This window comes from Kordia sp. (assembly GCF_050633145.1).
Classification (GTDB): domain Bacteria; phylum Bacteroidota; class Bacteroidia; order Flavobacteriales; family Flavobacteriaceae; genus Kordia.
On the sequence record NZ_JBOEFY010000043.1, the window covers coordinates 13809 to 37657 of the forward strand.

At 34.0% G+C, this 23849-nt stretch carries 15 protein-coding genes; 2 read left to right on the forward strand and 13 right to left on the reverse strand.

The genetic code is table 11. The features are described from left to right. Positions 1-104: 104 nt before the first annotated feature. Positions 105-2462, reverse strand: coding sequence for a TonB-dependent receptor (locus ACRBBL_RS19810; protein WP_431370820.1), 2358 nt, complete (start codon positions 2460-2462; stop codon positions 105-107). 117 nt (positions 2463-2579) lie between these two features. Here ACRBBL_RS19810 and ACRBBL_RS19815 point away from each other — a divergent pair, with 117 nt between their 5' ends. Then, positions 2580-3824, forward strand: coding sequence for a hypothetical protein (locus ACRBBL_RS19815; protein WP_431370821.1), 1245 nt, complete (start codon positions 2580-2582; stop codon positions 3822-3824). Between the two features lie 268 nt (positions 3825-4092). Here ACRBBL_RS19815 and ACRBBL_RS19820 read toward each other — a convergent pair whose 3' ends face one another. The 7 genes from ACRBBL_RS19820 to ACRBBL_RS19850 all read right to left on the reverse strand — a co-directional run bounded on the left by ACRBBL_RS19820 (position 4093) and on the right by ACRBBL_RS19850 (position 8631). Then, positions 4093-4284, reverse strand: a complete 192-nt coding sequence (locus ACRBBL_RS19820) for a hypothetical protein (RefSeq protein ID WP_431370822.1) — start codon at positions 4282-4284, stop codon at positions 4093-4095. Between the two features lie 77 nt (positions 4285-4361). Continuing rightward, the gene (locus ACRBBL_RS19825) at positions 4362-4544 is read right to left on the reverse strand and encodes a hypothetical protein (RefSeq protein ID WP_431370823.1); all 183 of its coding nucleotides are present in this window, start codon (positions 4542-4544) and stop codon (positions 4362-4364) included. 133 nt (positions 4545-4677) lie between these two features. Next, on the reverse strand, positions 4678-4890 hold the full coding sequence (locus ACRBBL_RS19830) for a hypothetical protein (protein ID WP_431370824.1): 213 nt from the start codon (positions 4888-4890) through the stop codon (positions 4678-4680). A gap of 89 nt (positions 4891-4979) precedes the next feature. After that, a complete protein-coding gene (locus ACRBBL_RS19835) occupies positions 4980-5192 on the reverse strand; it encodes a hypothetical protein (protein ID WP_431370825.1) in 213 nt (70 codons plus the stop codon). An 87-nt stretch (positions 5193-5279) separates the two neighbouring features. Next, positions 5280-5468 (reverse strand): hypothetical protein, encoded by a 189-nt coding sequence (locus ACRBBL_RS19840; RefSeq protein ID WP_431370826.1) that lies wholly within the window; start codon positions 5466-5468, stop codon positions 5280-5282. A 204-nt stretch (positions 5469-5672) separates the two neighbouring features. Then, complete coding sequence (locus ACRBBL_RS19845; protein ID WP_431370827.1) at positions 5673-6932, reverse strand: DUF917 family protein; 1260 nt, start codon at positions 6930-6932, stop codon at positions 5673-5675. A gap of 412 nt (positions 6933-7344) precedes the next feature. Beyond that, on the reverse strand, positions 7345-8631 hold the full coding sequence (locus ACRBBL_RS19850; RefSeq protein ID WP_431370828.1) for a DUF917 family protein: 1287 nt from the start codon (positions 8629-8631) through the stop codon (positions 7345-7347). A 304-nt stretch (positions 8632-8935) separates the two neighbouring features. Here ACRBBL_RS19850 and ACRBBL_RS19855 point away from each other — a divergent pair, with 304 nt between their 5' ends. Beyond that, positions 8936-10174, forward strand: coding sequence for a hypothetical protein (locus ACRBBL_RS19855; RefSeq protein ID WP_431370829.1), 1239 nt, complete (start codon positions 8936-8938; stop codon positions 10172-10174). A gap of 211 nt (positions 10175-10385) precedes the next feature. Here the strand turns inward: ACRBBL_RS19855 and ACRBBL_RS19860 are convergent, their stop codons facing one another. From ACRBBL_RS19860 to ACRBBL_RS19880, 5 genes are all read right to left on the reverse strand, one after another. After that, positions 10386-11201, reverse strand: coding sequence for a T9SS type A sorting domain-containing protein (locus ACRBBL_RS19860; protein ID WP_431370830.1), 816 nt, complete (start codon positions 11199-11201; stop codon positions 10386-10388). A 10-nt stretch (positions 11202-11211) separates the two neighbouring features. Further along, a complete protein-coding gene (locus tag ACRBBL_RS19865; RefSeq protein ID WP_431370831.1) occupies positions 11212-12204 on the reverse strand; it encodes a hemagglutinin protein in 993 nt (330 codons plus the stop codon). Positions 12205-12270: 66 nt separating this feature from the next. Continuing rightward, complete coding sequence (locus ACRBBL_RS19870) at positions 12271-15615, reverse strand: hypothetical protein (RefSeq protein WP_431370861.1); 3345 nt, start codon at positions 15613-15615, stop codon at positions 12271-12273. An 89-nt stretch (positions 15616-15704) separates the two neighbouring features. Further along, complete coding sequence (locus ACRBBL_RS19875) at positions 15705-19778, reverse strand: BspA family leucine-rich repeat surface protein (RefSeq protein WP_431370832.1); 4074 nt, start codon at positions 19776-19778, stop codon at positions 15705-15707. A gap of 95 nt (positions 19779-19873) precedes the next feature. After that, positions 19874-23818, reverse strand: coding sequence for a hypothetical protein (locus ACRBBL_RS19880; protein WP_431370833.1), 3945 nt, complete (start codon positions 23816-23818; stop codon positions 19874-19876). Positions 23819-23849 lie beyond the last annotated feature (31 nt).

Sequence of the window (23849 nt, forward strand, 5' to 3'; positions counted from 1 at the left end):
TAAAAAAATGCCACTAAAGAAGAGTATCTTAGTGGCACGGTACTAAAACATTAATCCACTTAAAACTAATTCAAATATTGTATTAACCAAACACTTTACTTGAACTAAAACTTATAAGTAAGTGTTGTGCCGAAAGAAACTGGTTGTCCTAACCAAGCCAAATCTGAACCTCCGTTAGAAAAAGTTTGGTCAAAAAACTCGGTAATATATTTGGTATCGGTAATATTGCTTCCCCAAAGTCCAAGGGTAAATTTATCAAAAATGAAATTTACTCTTGCATTTAAAATATTGTATCTCGGTGAAACAGCTGCATTGTCTTCATGCCAATACATTTGCCCAGTACCTTTTAAATTTACATTACCGCTAAAGGCAATTTTATTCGAAATATCAAATCTAGATTCAAAACCTAAACTGTAACTATCCTGTGGTACAAGAGGAGTTGCATTACCAGATACATTAATAGTTTCGTTAGCTCCAGTACTTACCGTTGAAGTACCATTTTCAATTACTGACTTACTAACTCCGTAGCTTCCCAAAATATCTAACCAGTTGGTAGCTCTAATACGCATGTCTGCTTCAAAACCAACAGACCTACTTTCTGGAACATTGAAGTTTCCAATTAAAATTTGACCAGCTCCACCATCGAGTACTAAGGCATATAACTGTTGATCGGTAAAATCAATATAATATCCAGCTAAATTGAGAATAAAACGATTGTCCCAATATGAATTCTTAATACCTATTTCATAATTATCGGTAGTTTCCGCGTTAAATGCAGCATTGTAACGAACTGTTTGACCTTGATTAAATCCTCCTGTTCTATACCCTTTTCCGTAATTTGCATACATCAACATATTGTCAGTTGCTTGAAAAGCTATGGAAATTTTTGGTTGTAACTGAGTATCAACTCTATTTGGGTTTGTACCTTCACTTCTATTATCTTGACTGATTTTATCGTTATCATATCGCAAACCAGCTGATAGTGTTAACTTATCTGAGACTTTGAAGTCTACAAAACCAAATACAGCTAACGTTTTATAGTTATTCGTAAAATCTCCTATAGCTAAGGTACTTTGAATGCCAGAAGGTGCGAATGGTGGCGCAAAGAAACCAAAGTCTGCCGAAGCTCCAGTAGTCAAGAGTTTATCTAGGTTTTGATAAAATACTCCCAAATCCCAATTTATTTTACTGTCTTTATCGCCCGTTGAACTTAATCGAATTTCCTGATTAAAACTTTCTGTATTGCTATCTTGATCTTGTCGTAAAACATCAGCAGGTGTAAAATCTAAATCTCCGGCAGCATTTCTTTCCGCTTTATTATAGGTCGTTAATGATGTTAATTTCATTTTATCTAAATTAAAATCAACTTTTAAGTTACCATAAGTACCTTTTAGCGTACCTACGCCTCTCTGATCTCCTTGAATCGCTAAATTTGCATAGTCATCTGGAGCAATTTTAGCACTACCATTTGTAGGCGCAGCATAATATAAACCTCCAGCCTCTGTATCCATGATTTGCCCAGTTAAAGTCGCAGCTATTTTTGGGGATATTTTTGCTTTTAATTGCGCTCTTAGTGTTAGGTCTTTGATATAATCTGGAGCTTCATTTAATGTTATATTATTCAGTAAACCATCACCGTTTTTGTATGAACCAGAAATCCTGTAAAATAATTTATCTTTTACTAAAGGTCCCGTGGAAGACAGTTGCGCCTGTAATAAATTACCATTACCGTAACCTACCTTAATTTTGTTTAGAAAAGTATTTGTAGGTTCATTAGTCACTATATTAATTGCTCCTGCAATAGCATTCTTACCATACAATGCTCCTTGAGGTCCTTTTACTACCTCTATTAAGGCGACATCAAATAATTCTTGATTCAATAAGTTAGCATCTGGTAAGGTAACTCCATCAATTACAAATGCTATAGGTGCATCTCCATTTCTAATTTGTGAAATTCCACGTACAGTAATAAAATTGTTACCGACATTCTGTGATGTGGTGAAATTGACATTTGGAATTTGATCTGCAAATGTTTGCACATTGCTAATACCCTTAACTTCAATATCTTCAGATGTAAAAGCAATTACTGATTCTGGAAGAGATTGTACAGATTCAACTCTACGTCTGGCACGACTATTCACATTAGAGAAGCCTTTAACGACTACCGCTTCCAATTGAGAAGCGTCTTCTTCTAGAAGTACATTAATTGTTTGTTTACCAGTTATTTTAATTTCTTGGGTTTTATATCCTACAAAAGAAAAAACAAGAACGGCGTCCTTATTTACTTTTATTGAATAATTACCATCATAGTCTGTTGTAGTACCATTTTGAGTTCCTTTTTCAATTACGTTAACGCCCAATAATACATCGTCTGCAGATTTTACATTACCGCTTACAGTTATTTCTTGAGAGAATACTAAACATGGAACAAAAAGCACCAATAACAATAAATTTCGTATCATTTTAATAAATTCTTTGATTAGTTGATAGGATAAAAGTATATATCTTCACTTTCCTAATATTGCGTTCCACTTATTTATTAATATATTTGTAATTCCAGTTACATATTTAGGAAAGCAATGGAAAATATATCTAATAAAGAAAACAATGAGGCTTTAACACTAACCAAACAAGTGTTTAACATTCTATTAGACAGTATTATAACTCATTTTAAAAAAACGCATGATATACAAGAGAATTCTAACAATTCTCAGCTATATGGTTTTGGAAATTATGATTTAGAAAAACCAAGTTTAAAGAAAGATTTAGAGTTTACTTTAAAAGGATATGTGAATGGAAAGTACTTATACAACAAGCATCGCGAAGCTGTATCGGGCAAACCTACTATAAAAATCAACAGAGAATATAAATCACTCTATTTTAATTATTTAGGATTTAAAGGTGTTAAAGATTTTATTGAAAGTAATCTTGTTTCTCATCAGCAAAAAATAAGACAACAAGAGTTGCTAATTAAATCGGGGAAGTTAGAAGACGATTATTATGTGTGTTATTATTTTGGAGAGAATAATCGCATGAATAAAGGACAAGTGATCATTTATAACGAATGGAAATCTGTAGAAATGATCTATGTATATTTAGATGATGACGGAAAAAAAGGAGTTTACACTTTTCATGGAACGATTAATCAAAGTGAAAATTTCGCCCATTTTGATACTAAGTATTATACCGGAAATAAGAAAAATGAAGGCGCCAATTTTATCTTCTTTATTGGAAAATCGTCTCCTAATGAACGTCTTTATTTAGTAGGAACCTATTCTGGTTTTGATAAGTATGACAGAGCTATTGCTGGAAAGATGATTATGAAGAAATACAATTCGAAAGTAGCTATTGAAGAAGAAGTTGGTAATACGTTTTTTGATCCTATTATTTGCCAGGAACTAAATAAAAACAGATTGGTTGTAGAAAGTAATATTAGAAGAAATCCTTTAATGTTTTCTAAAAAAAGTCCTTTCTCACAAGTTTTAATGAAATCTTCAGGCGATTATATTTTTGAATTTAATGTTGAAGAAAACGTGTATCAACTAAAGTTAAAAATAGAAAAATATCATTATAATATTATTAGTTTAAACGATTCGGTAATCATTGAAGACGATAGGGTTTCTGTTATAAATAAAGGTCAAATTTTATGTTTAGATTTTTCTTTGTCTGGTATATTTTATTTGCAAAAAGTTTCTATTTATATAAAAGCGCTTGATTTTATGAATAAAAACACAAAAGGCAATTTTAATGGTGTAGATATTAATAATAATATAGTGTCTGGACATGTTACTATAATTTCTGATGATGATGAATCTGCTTTTTAAAAACAAAAAAGACATTTTAGTTATATACTAAAATGCCTTCTTTTCCCAACAATAAATGATACGTAACTCAACTAACTATTGGTAAGTATTATAATTATTTTACAAACACGTTTCACATGTATGAAATAAGTGTTTTGAAAATGTTCCTCCTTCACAATTCACAATAGTTCGAAATGATCCTCCGGCTCCATTTATACTATTAGATCTTATTATTGAAATTGATTTCTTGTTTAATTTTAAACTTTTTATTTCTCTTTTTTTCATGATTTTATTTATTATTTGGATCTGAAGGTGTACAATTACAAGTATTACAACTAGTTATTGTTTGGCAATCCCAATCTAATGTTTTAGGACAAACACCAATACAAGTATTGGTAAACCCTCCAGTAAGTGAATTAAATTGAAAATTAGAAATTGACTTCTTATTTAGTTGTAAACTTTTTATTTCTCGTTTTTTCATAATTCCTATTTTTAATTATTACAATTAAACAATACGCTATGGTAGCGTATTGTTTTTTTTACTTTTTGACATTTTTTTTAACAATTCGCACAACTTAATGGCAAAGAATAGTTACAAATACATTTTGAAACGCAGTACGTTCGTGCTGAACAATGTACTAGTGTATCAAATGAACCTCCTGCTCCTTTTACATTATCTGATTGTAATGTAGATACTTGATTCTTATTCAGCTTTAAGCCTTTTATTTCTTTTTTTTTCATAATTTCTATTTTTAAATAATTTGATTTTTATACTTTTTTAAGAGACTAAAAGACATATTAGGTAATAGACTAAAATGCCTTTTAGCTCTTATTTTATTATCATTTAGCAATTTTTATTGCATGACAAACAATCTTAATTATTACATGTTACAGGTAATGTACTAATATCGTTTGTTGGATCTGATGGTGGATTAGGATCACAAATACATTTTGAAACACAGTATGTTTTTGCTGAACAAGCTACAAGAGTATCAAAAGATCCTCCACCTCCGTTTACGTTATTAGACTGTAATGTTGATATTAGATTCTTGTTTAGCTTTAAACTTTTTATTTCTATTTTTTTCATAATTTTTATTTTTTAAATAATTTTTAAAAGACTAAAAGGCAAATTGGGTTGTAAACTAAAATGCCTTTTAGCTCTATAATTTTTATTGCTTAGCAATTTTTATCGCATGACAAACAATCAGAATTTGCACATGAAGCAGGAATAGAATAATTTCCTGTTGGATCAGATGGTGGATCTGTAGTTCCACATGATTTACAAACTGAAAATCCTGTATTATTACCTGGAGCTCCTCCTCTAATTTCTGTTAGATTGGATACAGCTGTTTTATTTAATTGCAATCCATTTATTTGTTGTCTTTTCATAATTTATTTTTTAAAAAATTTATGTAAAGACTAAAAGACATATTAGGTAATAGACTAAAATGCCTTTTAGCTCTATAATTTTATTGCTTAGCAATTTTTATTGCATGACAATGGCAAAGAATAATTCCCTGTTGGATCTGATGGTGTACATGTAACACAAAATGAAGGGCTACTTGCGCAACCTGTACCTGTATTTGGCGCTCCAGCGATAATTTCTGTAAGATTTGATACAGCCGTTTTTTGTAACTGTAACGCTTTTAATTGCATTTTTTTCATAATTAAAATTTTTAAAGTTTATAATTAAATTACTCTTGATAAAAAACCATATTATTTATTAGCTAGCATCATAATAAATATGCTCTTATCGTTACTATTGCAATACAATTTTAGTCCCTTAGAAAGCAACCTTTAAAGTTGTTTTCTTTTTAAATCCAAACTATTTTTTATTGATTTTAGATTAAATCAGTGTGCATCAAATAATTATTGTGGTGGTACAACTCCTCCGTGGTAATTAAAAGGAGGTCCCGATAGTATATCAAGAAAAGTGTTTCCTATTTGATATAATCGTGATGCTGGACGCGAACAAACTACATGAATTTGTTTTCCGATTAAGCTTCGCATTTTGGCTGGATCTCCATTATTAAAAGCTACAAACTTGCCAGTATTATCTTTTATCATGTACGACATTAAGTTAGGAGCAGTAACAATAGTTCCATCACTTAGTTTTAAAAGTAAATTTTCATTTAATGCTCCGATTCGCAGAGCTCTTCCATCATTAAGATTGATATCAATAGTTACCTCATCTAGTCCTTGAACTGTTTGCTCTGTAAAATTTGATAGCGTTCCGTCATAAGACGAAATGAAAGTTCCTCTATTTCTAAAGAAATTATCTAAATATGCTGTATTTCCAGTAGAAATAGTACGTTTTGTTGCGCGTCCAAGTGTAAATGCATCAGAAAAAGTGTTCTGTACTATTTGTGAATTTTTTAATTGTGACCCAGTTTGCGCCCATAATGCTAATCCTCCAATATTTCCATACCCAGGTTGAGAAATGATATTTCGTATGAAAGTTTCTGCTTGTACTGCATTTGCTGGATTTGACACACTTATTTGTGATCCTGGATTTGCTGGTGCTGTTAATACCATTGGAGCAATAGTATACGCTTCATGCGCATAGCTAAGGTTGTTTAATTCTGGCACAGATCTACCTGCTCCATCAGCGTTAATTAATGGTACATTTAATCGTTGACTAATCAACATTGCGATCACTGAATTTAATGAGCCTGATTCTACAGATAAAATTCCTCCAAGTTGTCTTCCTTGAATATTAACTAATGTACCTACAGAAGATTCGATTGCGTTTAAAACTCCATCAATGTTTTGTGCTACCGACGCTGGCGAACCAATTCCTCCTGCAACAATGTATATTTTACTATTGTCTACATCTGAAACATTTTGTACATCTAAACCTGCATTAGATATTCTGTTTAATAAATTTAAACCGTCTTGGTAGGAACCTCCACCACCACTTCCCTTGATAGAAAGTCCTTGGTACATCGTTTTTACCTGCCTTTTGGTATAATGCGTAGTAGCTCCTACGTTACGTGCTTTTAAATCTAGTTCGACAGAAGAAGTTTCTGTTTCGTTTTCAAATGCTTCGTCTTTGTCACATGAAACTAGACCTACAAATACTGCGGCTATTAATAATGCAGTCTTAAATAAAAATTTACTCTTTTTCATAAATTAAAAATTTTTTTGGTTAAAATTTGCACTTACTAGTTATGAGAAGTTTTCATGATTTCTTTTTGCTTTTAATTGTCAATACATAGTGCTAGCTATATTTATATTCACAATAAGTAGCATCCATTTTAAGAATCAATAAAGATCTTTTTACATAGCTAATGCTTATAACAAATCTATGTAACACAAAAAGTGAAGAGAAATATTCCTTGTATTATAAACTGATTAAGTAATTCCAAAAAGAATTATTGGAAAAAGTGGAACGTGTAAAAATTGATCTAAAAATAGAGAAACATCTATATACTTAAAAAGCTAAAAGACAGATTAATATATTATTAAAATGCCTTTTAGCAACTACTTTAATGAAGTATATAAATTGGAATAACTCTTTTTTAATATGAGTTATATTTTATCATGGAGCTGGAGGAACTACACCGCCATGATAGTTAAAAGGTGGCACATTTAATATGCCTAAGAACGTATTACTAAAGTCATACAACCTTCTTGCTGCATACGAACAAACGATATGAATTTCTTTCCCAACAAGGCTTTGCATTTTTGCTTTATCTCCATTGTTATAAGGAACAAACTTCCCATTAGTATCTTTAATAACATACGACATAAGATGCGGTGCAGTTATAACAGTACCATCGCTTATTTTTAAAAATAAATCTTCATTTAGTGCCTGCATTTTTAGTGTTCTTCCAGTTCCGTCATTAATATTTACTTCAAGAGTTACAATATCTAATCCGTGAACAGTCGTTTCTGTAAAATTTGACAATGTTCCAGTGTATGATGAAATGAAACTTCCATTATTTATAAAATAATTATCTAAAAAAGAAGTATTCCCAGTTGCAATTGTGGATTTAGTTGCCAGTCCTAATTGATATGCATCCGAAAAAGTATTTCGTATAATCCTTGAGTTTTTAAGTTGCAAGCCCGTTTGTGACCATAAAGCTACTCCTCCAATGTTACCATAACCAGGTTGAGAAATAATGTTTCTAATTTTAGTTTCAGCATCTGTTGCATCAGTAGGATTTGATACATTTATTTGCGATCCTGGATTAGCAGGCGCAGTTACGACCATTGGCGCAACACCAAAAGCTTCATGCGCATAACTAGAGTTGCTTAGTAATGGAACAGCACGTCCAGAACCATCTCCATTAATTAATGGCACATTTAATCGCTGACTTAATAATATAGCAATCATAGAGTTTAAAGAACCTGATTCTCCAGATAGAATTCCGCCAATTGGCTTGTTTTTTATGTTAGCTAATGTAGACACAGAAGCTTCAATTGCATTTAAAACTCCATCAATATTTTGCGCTACAGCTGCAGGAGATCCTACTCCAGCTCCTACAATATATAACTTAGTATTGTCTGCTGTTGATACATCATATAGATCAATTCCAGAATTGGAAACTCTATTTACAAGCGCCAACCCATCTTGGTAGGCTCCTCCACCTCCACTTCCTTTAATAGACAGTCCTAAATACATATCTCGTACTTGACTTTTTGTATAGTGAATTACATTTGCTTGATTAAAAAATCTTCCTTTTTGATCGGCAGAAGTTACTAGCTGATCGGCAGAAGTTGCGGGTTCATTTTGAAATTCTTCGTCTTTATTGCACGCAATAAATCCTACTAATACTACAGCTAAAAGCATCGTAGTTTTTAATAATAGCTTACTCTTTTTCATAGGTAAAATGTTTATAGATTAAAATTATTTTTATGCTAAAAACTTACTTTTATAAAGGTTTATTTCTCTCTTAGTTTTATGAAAAACATTATTTTTCTTTAAAAAAAATTACCATCAAGTATGGATAAACATTACTTGAAAAAAGGAGAAACATTAATAATATGGAGAATATATATTGTTGAACAATAAACCCTATAACACTAAGTTTAAACATAAAACAAAGCTATGTAACATTAAAAGTGAATTAAAATATTCTTGATGCATTATGCTCATAAAATAATTCCTTTTAAAAAAAAAGAAAAAAATGGAACGCTATGAAAATTTACATTTGAGTAAAGATATTTTCTTTACTTTATTGAATGAATTATTAACAAAATTTAAAAGCAAACACAACATAACAGATTATAAAGACACGCAACTTTATGGCTTTGGGAGTTATGACCCAAATAAGCCCAGTTTAAAAGATGATTTAGAAAAACTTTGTAAAGGTTACATCAATGGAAAATACCTTTACAACAAAATGCGAGAAGCTGCTTCTGGAGTTCCTTCTGTACGTATTAGCAAAGATTACCAATACATTTATTTTTTATATTTAAATTATGAGAATGTACATGATTTTCTAGACAAAACTGTTATCCCTGAAGAGCAAAAGAATAAGCAATTAGAGCTATTAAGTTCAAAAAAAATCAATCAAAATTATTATTATACTTGTTATTGTTTGTGTGAAGATTTTATCTTGAATAAAGGAGAACTCATAATTTATAACAATTGGAAAACTTTAGAAATGAAGTTTCATTATAAACAAAATAATGGAGAAAAAGAGATTTATAGTTTTATGGGAAATGTTGTTCATAGCGAAAACTTTGTCCACTTTAACACAAAGTTCTTTATAGAAAATAAAAAGATTGAAGGTGCTAAATTTATCTTTTTTGTAGGGAAATCTAATCCTTCTCAGCACAATTGTTTGATAGGAACTTATGCAGGTTTTGATAAATATAACAAAGCTGTAGCTGGGAAAATAATTTTAAAAAAGGCTGCTTCTAGAGAAGACGTTAATCGAGAAATTCAAAGTGATTATTTTGATCCTATTATTTGTCAAAAACTATATAAGAAGCGAATTATAATTGAAAATAAGGTTGAAAAAACTTCGTTGCTCTTTTCTAAAAAAGATCCGTATGCTCAATTACTTTATGAAGCTATTGGTAGGTATACGTTAGATTTTCATATTGAAGATTCTGTTAAATCATTAAACCTAGAAATATTACCAAATACATACAAAATAGTAAGTCTTGATACTTCTACTTTTGTGAGTAACAGTAATATTACTGCTACAAATAATTGGCAAGTTCTATTTATTGATCTTTTGATTGAAGGTTTCTTTCCTTTGAAAAAAGTCTCCATTTATGTGAAACTTTTTAATAGTTCTTTAATGAAAAATAAAGCCGATAATATGGATGCAAAGTTTAATGGTGTTGATATTAATAGCAATATAGTGTCTGGAAAAGTGGTGTTCAATAATCTTGTAGCAGAAACTGTAGTTTAATTTATTAATAAAACATCGCTAAAAAGGAAAACAATAGCTTTTATAAAAAAATTAGGAGCCCGAAAACGATCCGTTTAAATCAATTTCGGTGCTCCTACAGGTTTATTAAATTATATACTAACTTAGAATTTCGGGAAACAATCTAATACGTTTGAGGATGTGACCTCAAATCTTCAATATTCAAACTCTTTATTAGAGAATTTATATCTATTTATTCCTTTATTAACTTGAATGTTTTTTGCGAATTATCAGCATATACTTTCACAAAATAAATACCACTTCTTAGTTGACTAACATTAAATGTGTTTAGATTATTTTTTTTAGTTACTACTAATTGTCCAGTACTATTATAAATTTCTAATGCACTTACTGAAGCATCTAAACCATTTAGATATACAATATCTTTAGCTGGATTTGGATGCATGGAAATACTCGTTAATTCTTCACTGGGCGTGCTTAATGTATCAAAATCAAAAGTCGTAGTTCCTGACAATCCTGAAGCATTCGGATCTACAACATTTGCAAACGATGCCATTGCATCATCGATCATATCTGCTTGCATAAATGACTTTAAAGGTGTTACTGTATTTGCAAGCGCTGAATCATTTGCTAAGATACTAAGTGTACCGCTAGTTGGCGAACCATTTATTTGGATCGTTACAATTGATGAATTTGTCCCTGCTGAAGGAGCTGTTAATGTCACAGGACTTCCTAAGGTTTCTGTGATTAAGTATCCATCTAGAGTTGGTTGTCCAACATTATTTCCATCAAAGAAAGTTGCGCTTGCTCCACTTCCTAGGGAAGTAGTAATAGAAGCTGTAACGCCATCAGGTAGTATTATTGTAAATCCATAACTCTGTACAGACGAAGCAAAGTTAGAAGCACTTGCATTTGGTACTGCTGCAATAGTGAAGTTATAACTTCCATTATCGACAAGTGTATACGTATATCCATCTTGGGCTTTAACTGAACTAAAGAAGAAGCAAAATGCTAATACTAATAAAGTAGGTAATGTAATTTTTTTCATTTTTTTAGATTTAATTTTCGGGTAATTGTTCTGTGATTTGGTATGTACTAAAGTTTAAAAAGTTTCCTGGATGTGCCAATACATTTTGTAATACAAAAGGCGTATCAGGTGTTGTTCCTGCATATTGTGTGATACCATCCATGTTTACATCATGTATGTTATATCCTGTAATTGCGAATGTTGGAAAATTTAAAAAATTCCCTGGATCATTTAATATTTCTGACAAAATACTTGGTGTATCAGGTGTTGTTCCTGAGTATTGTACAATAGTATCTGCATTTACATTTCCTGTCCACATCGCTACAATATTATTTGGCATTCCAAAAACTGTTTGCGAATTGCTCCCAAAAGTAATTTGGTTGTTACTATCTGTAAAATCTACAATTTGAGTAGTATTGGATAATGCTATTGGGTTAGCAGACATAATTCCTAAGTGATTTCTATGTTTGATAGCAACATAGTAACTTCCTGTAGCTAGATTAAATTGTAAATCTGAAGTACCATCCACATCGACAATGTCTCCATCTCTTTGTAATAGTGCTGATTGACTTCCTACAATCATTGTATTTGTAGTTTTATCACGTAATTCTACAAAAATCCAATCTATAATAGCATCATTTCCCGTTATAGTTAATACGGAATTTTCTACTAATAAACCATCTCCATAAGGAGAGGTTAATGGAATATAATCCCCTACGCGCAAATCGTCACGCATTAACGTTTCTTCTCCAACATTTGGGTCTAATAATGCTCCTTGTAAAAAAGCAATCGGATTTATTTTTATTCCCAATTTGATTCCTCCTTGTTGAAATCCTTGTGTCAGCGTAGTAGTTCCATCTGTAATTGTTGTTACTGTTAGTTCGCCAACTGTAAAATCGAGTGTTACTGTTCCGTTGGAAATTGTATTTCCCCCAGCAGCAACTACCTCTCGTTCAATAGCCTGAGCTTTCACAGATATCATGCAGAGCATACATAGCATGAGTAATTTATATATAGCTTTCATATTTTTTGTTGTTTATTAGTAAGACATTTATTTTAAAAGTGACCCTATTTTTATTTGATAAATAATTTAATTTTCGGGAAGCTGTTCCATAATTTGATACGTACTGAAATTTAGGAAGTTTCCTGGATGCGCTAATACATTTTGTAAAACAAAAGGTGTATCTGGTGTTGTTCCTGAATATTGTGTGTTTCCATCCATATTCATATCATTACTATTGTATCCTGCTACTACAAATGTGGGGAAGTTTAAAAAGTTCCCAGGATCATTCAATACATTTGATAAGATACTAGGCACATCAGGTGTTGTTCCCGAATATTGTATTGCCGTATCGCCATTTGCATTTCCTGTCCACATTCCGACAATATTAGTTGGCATACCAGCAACTGTTTGTGCATTGCTACCAAATGTAATTTGATTGTTACTATTCGTAAAATCCACTATTTCTGTCATTTCTGACAATGCAACGGTAGCTGCTGTCATAATTCCTAAGTGATTTCTATGTTTTAAGACCACATAATACATGTCAGGAGATACTTGAGAAATCGTTACAGGAGAAATTCCATCTACAGCGCTTACTACATCACCATCACGTTGCAATAAGGCGGATGTTCCTTTTATTACGATTGTATTGTCCGTTGCATCGCGCAATTCAACCCAAATCCAATCGACAATAGCATCATTTCCTGTGACATCAAATACGGTACTTACTGTCGTTGCGCTATCGCTGTACGGACTTGTTAATGGAAGTAAACTATTACTTCGTAAATCGTCGCGCATTAATGTTTCTTCACCCATGTTAGGATTTAAAATGGCTCCTTGCAAAAATACTTTTGGAGATAGCAATACAATTGAGCAGAAGTCATTTGTATCTGTGATGGTTACAGTTGCTGTTTGTTCTGTAATATTTCCATTGGTATCTGTAGCTGTAAGCGTTACTGTATTTTCCCCTATATTAGAACAGTCAAAAGTTGTTTGCGAAGCAACAAAAGTGTCTACGCCGCATGAATCTTCAACTTCTCCTGTTACTGGTATAAAAGCAACTACATCATTTGAAGCTGACCATTGAGCTGCATTACGCCCTGGAACAATAATGGCTGCTGTTCCATCTATATTTTCAAGACCTTGAGTTTTGTTAGCTGATAGATCTGGAATATTCGTCGCATGAATTTCAATACGGTTGGTTCCTTCAAAAAGTTTTACTTGTGTAGTAGTTGCGTCTGTATTATCATTAAAATCAATATGTAATACGGCATCAAAATCCATGATTAAAACACGATTTGGAGCCGTACCAATAGTTTCGTAACGAATAGTTCCTCCTGCTTCTGGATCATAATCATCCCAATCGAAAGCAATTAAATTATTTGGATCATTAACATCAGGTAACAATTGCCCCTCATAGAATCCGTTATCATTTATAGCTGTAAAAGTGATAAAACCATTAGATGAAATGTGAAAGTTGTTGTACAGATTACCATAAAATGCAAATTCAAACCCAATTGGCAATGCTGAAGTAATTTCATCATCAAAAAGTGAAACTTCTGTACCTGTTGTTGAGATATCTTCTCTGTTGAATGTTCCTGTTTGATCTACAGTGTAGTCACTTGCTAATAGATCTAGTCCTAAAAAATCTTCCGGTGTTAGTGAAACGGTTCTATCCATAGTAAGATCAAGTGTTATATTTTGTGTCGTGAAAGTAGGTCCTTCTTCATCTACGACAGTGACATCATAACTACAAGTAACGGTACCACCTGTATTGTCTAAGGTATCATATGCAAATGTTGTGGTAGTTCCTACTGCTAGAAATGTTCCGCTTGGAGGTCCTGCAGTAACGTTACTTGCACAAGGATAATTATACGTAACTCCACAGGCATTAGGTTCTGCTTGCAAGGTTAGATTTCCAGGACATGATGGTATTGTTATTGTAACTGTTGTGGTACAGGTAGTCGAATTACCATCTCCATCTGTTGCAGTTACTGTAACTAGATTATCTCCAATATCTGCACAGGTAAATACAGTTTTATCTAAGGAAACACCTGCTGTTTGACAATTATCTGTAAAACTAGTTAATAGACTATTTGGATCTAGTATTACACTTCCTGTTCCATCTAATTCTGCAGTGTAAGAAGGTACACACTGTATTACTGGTGGCACTTGATCGTTAAGAATAAAAAACACATTCGAAGTTGTCACATTTCCATTTACATCTGTTACCGTAATAGTGGCATTATTAAACCCAGCATCACTACAATCAAGAGTTGCTGGACTAATCACTGTACTTGCAATACCACAATCGTCTGTAACCGTTGTATTTAATGTTGCTGCATCTAATGTCAGCGTTCCATCACTGCCTAAACTTATAAATTGAAAAGGTCCTGAAGGTGTATTTATCACTGGTGGACTTTCTAAAACAGTTACTGTTACATCAATTACTGTACTATTATTTTGTTCGTCTGTAGCTGTAAGTTGAATCATAGTATCTCCAACATTTGTACAGGTGAAATCTGTTTGACTTAAGCTTACGTTTATATTAGCTTCTGCGCTACAATTATCTGTAAATGTATATCCAAAATCTGCTGGGTTTACTGTTACATTTCCTGTGTTGTCTAAAGTAACGGTTAAAGCAGGTGTTCCTGCAGGAGAAAGGTCTCCACGAACCCAAACACGGTGAATGGTACTTTGACTGTTTGCAGGACTCGCTACAGTAGGTGTATCATCTACTTCCCAACGATTTCCTAAACCACGAATTCCCCAGTGATTTTGACCACTACTAAAGAATGGAAACTCTGTTAATGCATTGTCACCTTGACTTGCAAAAAAATTTCCTGCTAGTGCAGGAATGTTAGCGGTATGTCCTGTAAGTGTTGTAAAATTAGCAGGATTATTGATTCCTCCAAAATGGCCTAAACCTGTTTTAAGGTAATTTAAACCACTTATATAAGAGGTTTTAAAGTTAATAATACGACTATGTCCTGTGGTTTCTCCATAAAAACGGATTTCTTCAAAATCGATAGCCGCTGCCAACGCATTTCCCATGTGTCCCCAATTGGCAGTTCCTGCTTCATTGTCTCCTACAGTTGAAGAACCTAATAAAGGAAGATCGGTATTTCGTATGGTAAGATCCGTATTATCTCCCGCCAAATGCACATAATTCAATACCATGAGCCAACCGCCACCATCAGTGTCATTGTCTAAAACTCCTTGAAAAGTACTTCCATTAAAGTTAAAGTAATAGGTTCCGCTTGGCACACCACCAACTGTTGATAGTAGTAGGTTTCTGAAGGGGTTTGCCATAGTTCCGTCTCCTGCATTTCCAAATGTAGGTGCCGTTGTGTCTTCTCCAGGTCCACATTGTGCGTGGGCTGTGAAGGTATTAGCAATTAAAATAAGAAAAATAAGTAGTGTTTTTTTCATAAGTAGGTAAAATTAAAATGTATAAGATTGTTGTCTATAACTATGACTTGTTTTTAGAATGATACCCTATTTTTTTATTCTGATTTTTTTTATTCATTTTCTGGCAATTGTTCTATGATTTGGTATGTACTGAAGTTTAAAAAGTTTCCTGGATGCGCTAATACATTTTGTAAAATAAACGGTGTATCAGGAGTTGTTCCTGAATATTGCGTTTTTCCATCCATATTTACATCATGTATGGAATACCCATTTATGAGATACGTTGGAAAATTTAAAAAGTTTCCTGGATCATTTAATACTACTGACAAGATGCTTGGTGAATCTGGAGTGGTTCCTGAGTATTGAATAATGGCATCTCCATTTACATTTCCACTCCACATTCCTTCAATTCCATTAGGCGTACCAGAAGTTGTCTGAGCATTGCTTCCGTTTACGAGTGTTGTGTTATTCGCAAAGTTTACATATCTAGGAGATTTTATCATTTTTAAAGGAGTCATATTCATAATTCCTAAATGATTTCTATGCTTCACTACTACATGATAATCTCCTATAGTCGTTGTTTGCATTATTATAGATGAAACACCATCAACATCAACAATATGTCCATTACGTTGTATTAATGCAGATCTAGAACTAATAACAGCAGTGGTATTGGTAGCGTCTCTTAGCTCTAACCATACCCAATCTACTATAGCTGTAGCACCTGTAGTATTAAAAACACTAGCATCACAAGTTAATGCATCTGCATAAGGACTTGTTGTTGGAATGAGTCCTTCTACTCTTAAATCGTCTCGCATAAGTCGTTCTTCTCCCGTATTTGGGTTCAAAATTGCTCCTTGCAGATATGCGACAGGAATTAAGTTTACTTCACAACCAGATCCGCCATCGGTAATATTCCAGCTATTCGTTGTCATTAATTCTGTTCTTTCTGCATCAGCTAAGCAATATAAACTTGCTCCACCATGAAAATTAATTCCTTGCGGTATTGCTGATTCTCCTTGCTTTATCGTTGCCCATCCAATTAAGGTAGTATCATAGTTTTCTAACGAAATAGTAACTCCATTAAACATATTGGTCATGTTGGTAGCATTACTAATATTCCATTTACCCAATGATTGATTAAATGATAAGGCATCTCTAAACATATTTCGGAAATCGGTTACATTGCTAACATCCCAATCATCTAAATTTCCTGTATTTGAAATTCCACTAGCTCTAAACATATGTCGCACATCTGTAACATTTGACAAATCTGGAATTCCTGCATCATCAGCAATAGTAAGGTTAGTACATCCATAAAAAGCACGTAACATACTTTGCCATTGAATATTACCCCACTTATTTACAGTTGTAATCTTATCTTTATCTCCTGAATTATTAAAATATATTGCAGGAAAAGTTCCTTGAATATTTATTGTATACGTTCCAGCATTCACAAAATCGTGCGTAGCATCTCCTGTAAAAGGTGTTGTTTCATTTCCATCTAGAAAGTCTCCATCACCATTCCAATCCACTTGATAATTATAAGAATGGTTACCCGTATCTGTTGGGATTGTTATTGTGGTATCTCCTGCTGCTACAGTCCATGTTGTTGTAAAATTAGAACAGTTACCATTAGGGAAATACGTATTGATAATTAAATCTATCTGAGCAACAATTTGCGCATGATAGTTTTGAGAATCCCAATTTGCAAAAGCAGTATTCACTTCTGCAGTGGAACCACCTATAGCTAAGTCAAGCTCATTTTTCCATGACGCAAATTCTGCTTGCGTTTGTGGAACTTGGTTTCGATAATACATCAAACGATTATAAATTTCGCAACCTTCTGGATATGAAGCTAAGTTTGTAACTTGCGCTGGTGTTGCTTGCATGCCCCAAAAGTGAAATAAAGGTGTTAGATTTTTATTATTTCCTGCGGCGGCAGCTCCTATATATTCGTCCATAGTTTTGTAACGAAAGTAATTTGTATCGGCTCCACTTGCCCAAAGATTATAAAATTCTTTATGAATGTTCCCTACACTTTCAAAACCATACATCGCAAACATATCGTACCAATAACCAGCTCCTCGCTTTTGATAATCGTATTGACCTTTATCCATAGGAGCGTTTGTTCTAAACTGATCTGTAATCATCCATTGCATTGCAGCTAAATCTCTATTAAGCTGACCTCCATATTCATTATTAGTCATCGCACGATCAAAATCTTCATCAATTGTATATAAAAACGCAAAAGATGTCAATTGAGTAAACGCTTCCCGGTAGGCAACTGGCGTAGGCAACCATAACGTATGTCCCATTTCATGGAAAGTAACTCTCCAATGGGCTTCAAGATAATTATCATCAAATATTCGAAATGGACTCCATTGTGCCGACGGTGCATCAGTATTATATCCATTTACATGAATAGGTTTTGGATATCCATAACTTCCATTTCCTGAACTACAATCTGTATGAATGTATTCTGCACGAGGTCTTTCCATAGGTCTTCCCGCAACTACACTCGCCAAATCTTGCATCTTATCCCACTTTTTCATGATATCAGTGATATCTGTTTGATCAATGATACTGGTTGGAATGGTAAACATCCATTTGTCTGTCTCTATATCTGCCCAAGGCACATAATTATTATTTACATCGGTAACCCATTCACTTACGTTTTGAGGTTGCCCAGAAACCATTCTGAAATAAGGAGCTTTTACTGCGCCATTAATGGTTACTGTATTCCAGCCTAGATCTACGCTTGCAGGAATTCTAAAATACAATGCGCCTCCAAAAGGATTTGCTATTTCTGTAGTTGTACTTGTGATTTCTACTCGTTTTACAATATTTTTAAAACGTTGTAAACTTGAAACAAGTACCTCATCTTGATGCGAACCTGAGATAATTTCAATACCTTGATTTACCATTGAAGGTGGTACAGTAATCGTTACTAATTCACCTGGAGCTGCATAATATCCTGTAGGTCTGATGACTCCATCTTCTTGATCTATTAAAAACATACCTGGATCTAGTATATAACTTCCATTGATAGCTACCTGACCATTAGAAACTCTTGGTGCGCTTGCACTTACGGGACCAGGAAATGCTTCATGCGCTTCAAACGAAACGCCTGCCATATTGGACATATTTCCTGAAACAAATGAACTGTTAAATATATCTTGCTGTAAATAGTAGGTTACTCTTTCAAAGTTGTTTAGCATGTTTAAATCATACGTAGCAGCTCTATCATTAAACAACGGTGTGTTGTTGTTTTCAAAAGCTAATAAATAGGCATCAATGTCTGTTTTAGCATTTGCATAACTTTGAATATGATTGAATAATATATCTTGCGTGTAGCCATCCATTTGTCCTTGGGTAAGTACTATATTTCCAAGAATATGGTCTGTCATTTGTTGCAATGCCGTTTGAAGTACAGGAATATCACCTGCTCTTGCAGGAACATGTGCTTGGAGATTGTCTATAATTAAAGAACCAGCATTATTAGGGGCACTATAGGCATTATGATAATTCCATCCCCAACCTATAGATTGTGCTGAGTTTTGAATTCCGGTTTTTAATCCTTCTACATTAAAATTATCTGGAAAAGTTCCTGAATTGTATATATCGTTAAAGCGTATATTCCAGGTTTCTAAATCATAATTCATCTTGAATGCAAGCTTAATTTCTTCGTTTATATTCAATTCTCCTGTACTTATGTATTGTGATCTAGCAGCTTCCCAGTTACCATCTGAGTAGTTTAGCCATACATCAAATTTACCAGGTATAGCAGATTTTCTGAGTGTAATCATAAAACCAGGGCTCGCTTCGGTTCCTCCTTGTTTCATTGCAAAAAGAGGTTTTCCTCCTAGCAACGATCCAGTATAGGTATATCGAAAATCAATTTCAATTTCAAAAGAAGCATCACTTGTAAATAATGTTTTTAAACTTGGCTCTGGAACAAAGGCTTCATTAAAGTCTATCTCTAATCCTTGCCCACCAGAAGGTGTTGAAAAATAGGTTGGTGACTCATTAGGCGTATCTGCATCTCCAAATATTCCTGTAGTTCCAGAAATAGGATCATCAAGATTTCCTTCGAAAGAATAATTTACAACTTGAGCTTGCATGCTCAAAGTAAAGATCAAAACTGTAATTATAGTTAGTTTATTAATGTATTGTTTTTTCATGAGTAGGTTGGGTTAAAATCAATATGAATAAAATTGTTGTTTATAGTTCTGATTTTGTTTTTGGAGTAACATCTTATTTCTTGTTTTACATCTCTTTATAGATTTTCAGGCAATTGTGCTACAATTTGATAGGTACTGAAATTCAAGAAGTTTCCAGGATGCGCCAACACATTTTGTAAGATAAAAGGCGTATCAGGCGTAGTTCCTGAATATTGTGTTTTTCCATCCATATTCACATCATGCGCGGCGTAACCATTCATGATATACGTAGGAAAGTTTAAAAAGTTTCCTGGATCATTTAATACTATAGATAGGATACTTGGAGCATCTGGATTGGTCCCAGAGTATTGAACTAGTGCATCTTCATTTACATTTCCTGTCCACATGGCTATTTTTCCTGCTGGCATACCAAATGTTGTTTGCGCATTGCTTCCAAATACATTTTGACTCGCTTGATTTGTAAAATCTATAACAGTAGGTGTTCCTTCCAAAAAGACAACACTTGTATTGGTCATGATTCCTAAATGATTTCTATGTTTGATTGCGATATGATAATTTCCTTCTGGAACCACAAAACTGATTGTTGAAATTCCGTCTGTATTTACAACATCGCCATCGCGTTGAAGCAATGCAGATTGACTAGCAATAATTGTTGTGTTTGTAGTTGCATCTCTCAATTCTATCCAAACCCAATCAACAATAGCATCAGCGCCAGTAACATCAAAAACTTCTGTTCTACAGGTTAATCCATCAGTATATGGACTTTGTACAGGAATTATGTTATTTACGCGAAGATCATCACGCATTAAGTTTTCTTCTCCTGTATTTGGATTGAGTGCAGCTCCTTGTAATAACACTGTTGCCGCTACTTCAATTGGATCTTTTCCTTCAACTACAAAATCATCAAGCACAATTCCTTCTTCAGTAATGACGCCATCTGACACCAATCGCATTCTAAAAACAACATTGTCTTCATTTGTTAAGTCGGTTTCACCAATCAAAGCATTTTCCGTAAAGTTATACGCGTATTCTGTCATTGTTGTATTTGCGCCTGTCCACTGTGCTCCTGGACAACCTGGGCAATCTACTTGATCTAATCGATTACTATTGTACCAGTTTGGTTGACTGTTTACGGTTCCTAAGTTTTCCCATGTTTGTCCTCCGTTTAATGAGTATTGCACATTTGCCCAATCCCAATTTTCTTCTAGCATATACGCCATTTGAAATTTTAAGACTGGATCTATGATTTGTGTAAAGTCATAACAATTAGAAACTAAATACGCATTTACATCCGTAGGATAATCTCCTGATAAGTTTGTCGCGTAGGCTTGTGTTCCAGAAGCTACACTATTTAAAGTTCCTCCACTTGGCACACCTCTTTGCCAAACTCCATTTTCAATAATTAATTCATCTTCTGGATTTTCGAAAGAGTTTATCATATTGAAATCTCCTGAAGCGTTGACACTAAAGTTTTGCGAACGAACATTGTTTGCTGCATTTCCATCATTTGTAATTGTAGCATTTACATCTAGCGTAAATGTTCCTGAACCTACAGAGATTGCTGGCAAACTGATGGTAGTTTCTTCATTCGATTGCAACATTCCTGTCCAAGTATAGTTGTAAGTTGTTCCACCAGTAATTCCATATGTAATGTTTATTTCCGTAATATCATCGATTCCGTTACTACGTACTTGTATTTGTGGCGAAATATCTCCGCAGTTTACAATAGCATTCGTAGGGTTTGTAATAGCACGTACACTTACATCATTTTGTAATAATTGTATTGGAATAGATGAACGCCATAATCCACGACCATACGTTGCAGCTGTAATCGATTGATCGTCTAAATTAATTTCTAAATCTTCTATTTTTGTATTTGGAAGATTCGTCATAAATGGTTCCCAATCTGGACTACTATCATCCAAACGATAGATTCCTAAATCGGTAGAAACATAAATAGGATTTAATGGATGATCTCCTTGGTGTACAATATCTTCTGGATATTCTGTTGCTACTGGAAAGTTTCCAGTGATGTCTGTCCACGTTAATCCACCATCCGTAGTTTTAAAGACTCCTTTGTTTGCGTAATCTCCGTCTGTGGTAATCCACATTTGATTTGGATCGTCTTTGTGAATGGCGATTCCTGCAATGGCGTTTCCAACTACATTGGTATTAAAGTCTAAGGTTTGTCCACCATCCGAGCTTACACGCAAATTTTGATGTCCCGATGATACAATGATGTTTGGATTGGAAGGTGCAATTTCCATAATATCTGTATATCCTTGTAAGTCACCGACCAATTCCCACTCATAGGTTGTTCTGTTCAACTTAAATAAATTACTCCAAGCTGCATACACATCTCCATTACTATCTGCAGACAAAGGCGCCACCCAAACTCCTACACCTGAATTTGAAGGTTTAAAGACTCGTGTAAACCAACCATCGGCACGATTGGAGACATATAAAGTTCCTCCATCTTGCGTAAGTCCATAATAGGTATTATCGTCTGTTGGTGTTATTAATGCATTGACACCATCGCCAGGATGGAATGCTCGCCAATCTCCATTTACATCTAAACCATGTCCGCCATTGTCTTGCAAACCACCTGTAATGTTATTTGCATTTCCTTGTGCCACAGCGACATTGAAGAATTCGCCAATTTGCAATCCTTGATGGTGTGCTGTAAAATTTGTTCCGCTGTCTTCACTGGTGTAGATTCCTCCATCAGAGGCTACATAAACTTTTCCTGCAACCACACGAATGCTATGCATATCGGCATGTGTATAGGCTTCTGTCAATTGGTCCCAGCGATTGAGTTTGTCCCACACTTGTCCACCATTGGTAGATTTCCAAACGTCCATGACTCCAATATACAGTTCGTTTGCATTGGTGTCTGAAACACCTATTGCCATATTGTACCAAACTTGGCTATTTCCGATTAAGGTATAACCACCAGTATCTCTTGTTGTAAAACTTTGTCCGCTATTGGTTGATCTGTAAATACCATGATCACGATTGTCTGTAGCATCTGAACTAAAAAGATATACATATTCTGGATTTGCAGGCGTCACATCAATCACCATTCGGAATGTATTTGTTGGTACACCATTGGTTATTTGTGTAAAGTTCGTGCCTCCATCTGTTGAGCGGTAGAATGCAGTTGTACTTACACAGTATATAGTACTAGCATCTCCTGGTTTTATGCGTAAATCGCGAATGTTTACACCTGCTAAACTTTGCGACCAAGTTACACCAGCATCTGAAGAAGTATAGACTCCTATATCTGTAGCTGCCACCAATGTATTTGAATTGGCAGGATCAATGAACAGTTCGTGCATTTTTTTCATGTTACCAATAGTATTCACATTCAGTCCTGTGGTACTCCAAGTAATTCCTCCATCTAATGATTTTAAGACTCCTAAGGTTGGTGTAATGTCTAAATCGTCATCTCCTGTAGCAATGTAAACTATGTTTGAGTTGTTATGGTCTACAGCAATGGCAGAGACTCCTAATCGAGGTAAGTTGTCTGTCATTGGCGTCCAGTTTGCACCAGCATCCATTGTTTTCCATAAACCTCCGTTTGGCGCACCTACATACCAAATACTGGCATTGTTAGGATCGACTGTAATTGCATTGAGTCGTCCTTGTCCAGAAGGTTGTGCATTTGCCTGTATGTGGTTGTACGGACCTAATGGTTGCCAGTTACTTAGGTCACCATTATTTTGAGCTCGTGCAAATTGGTTTTTTACCTCCCAAGCATCCCATATTTCTCTAGCTGTTGGTAAAGAACCATCTTTTTTTACACGGCGTTTCCAAACTTGCTCCCAACGTTTGAAAGGTTTATATCCGCTTCCTTTTTCATCTTTATCATGCGTTTGCCAATAGGTGTTGAAAGCTTGCTGTACTTCCTGAAAAGTTGGTTTTTTTCCAGTTCGTTTTTGTTTGCTATTCAACTCTTGCATCCAAGGAGCATTTTGATTGTGTTGCGCAACTAAAAACATACTTGATAGTAGGCATATTAGTATTGTAATTTTTTTCATATGATAGGATTTGAGGTTAGTAAGCCGTTTA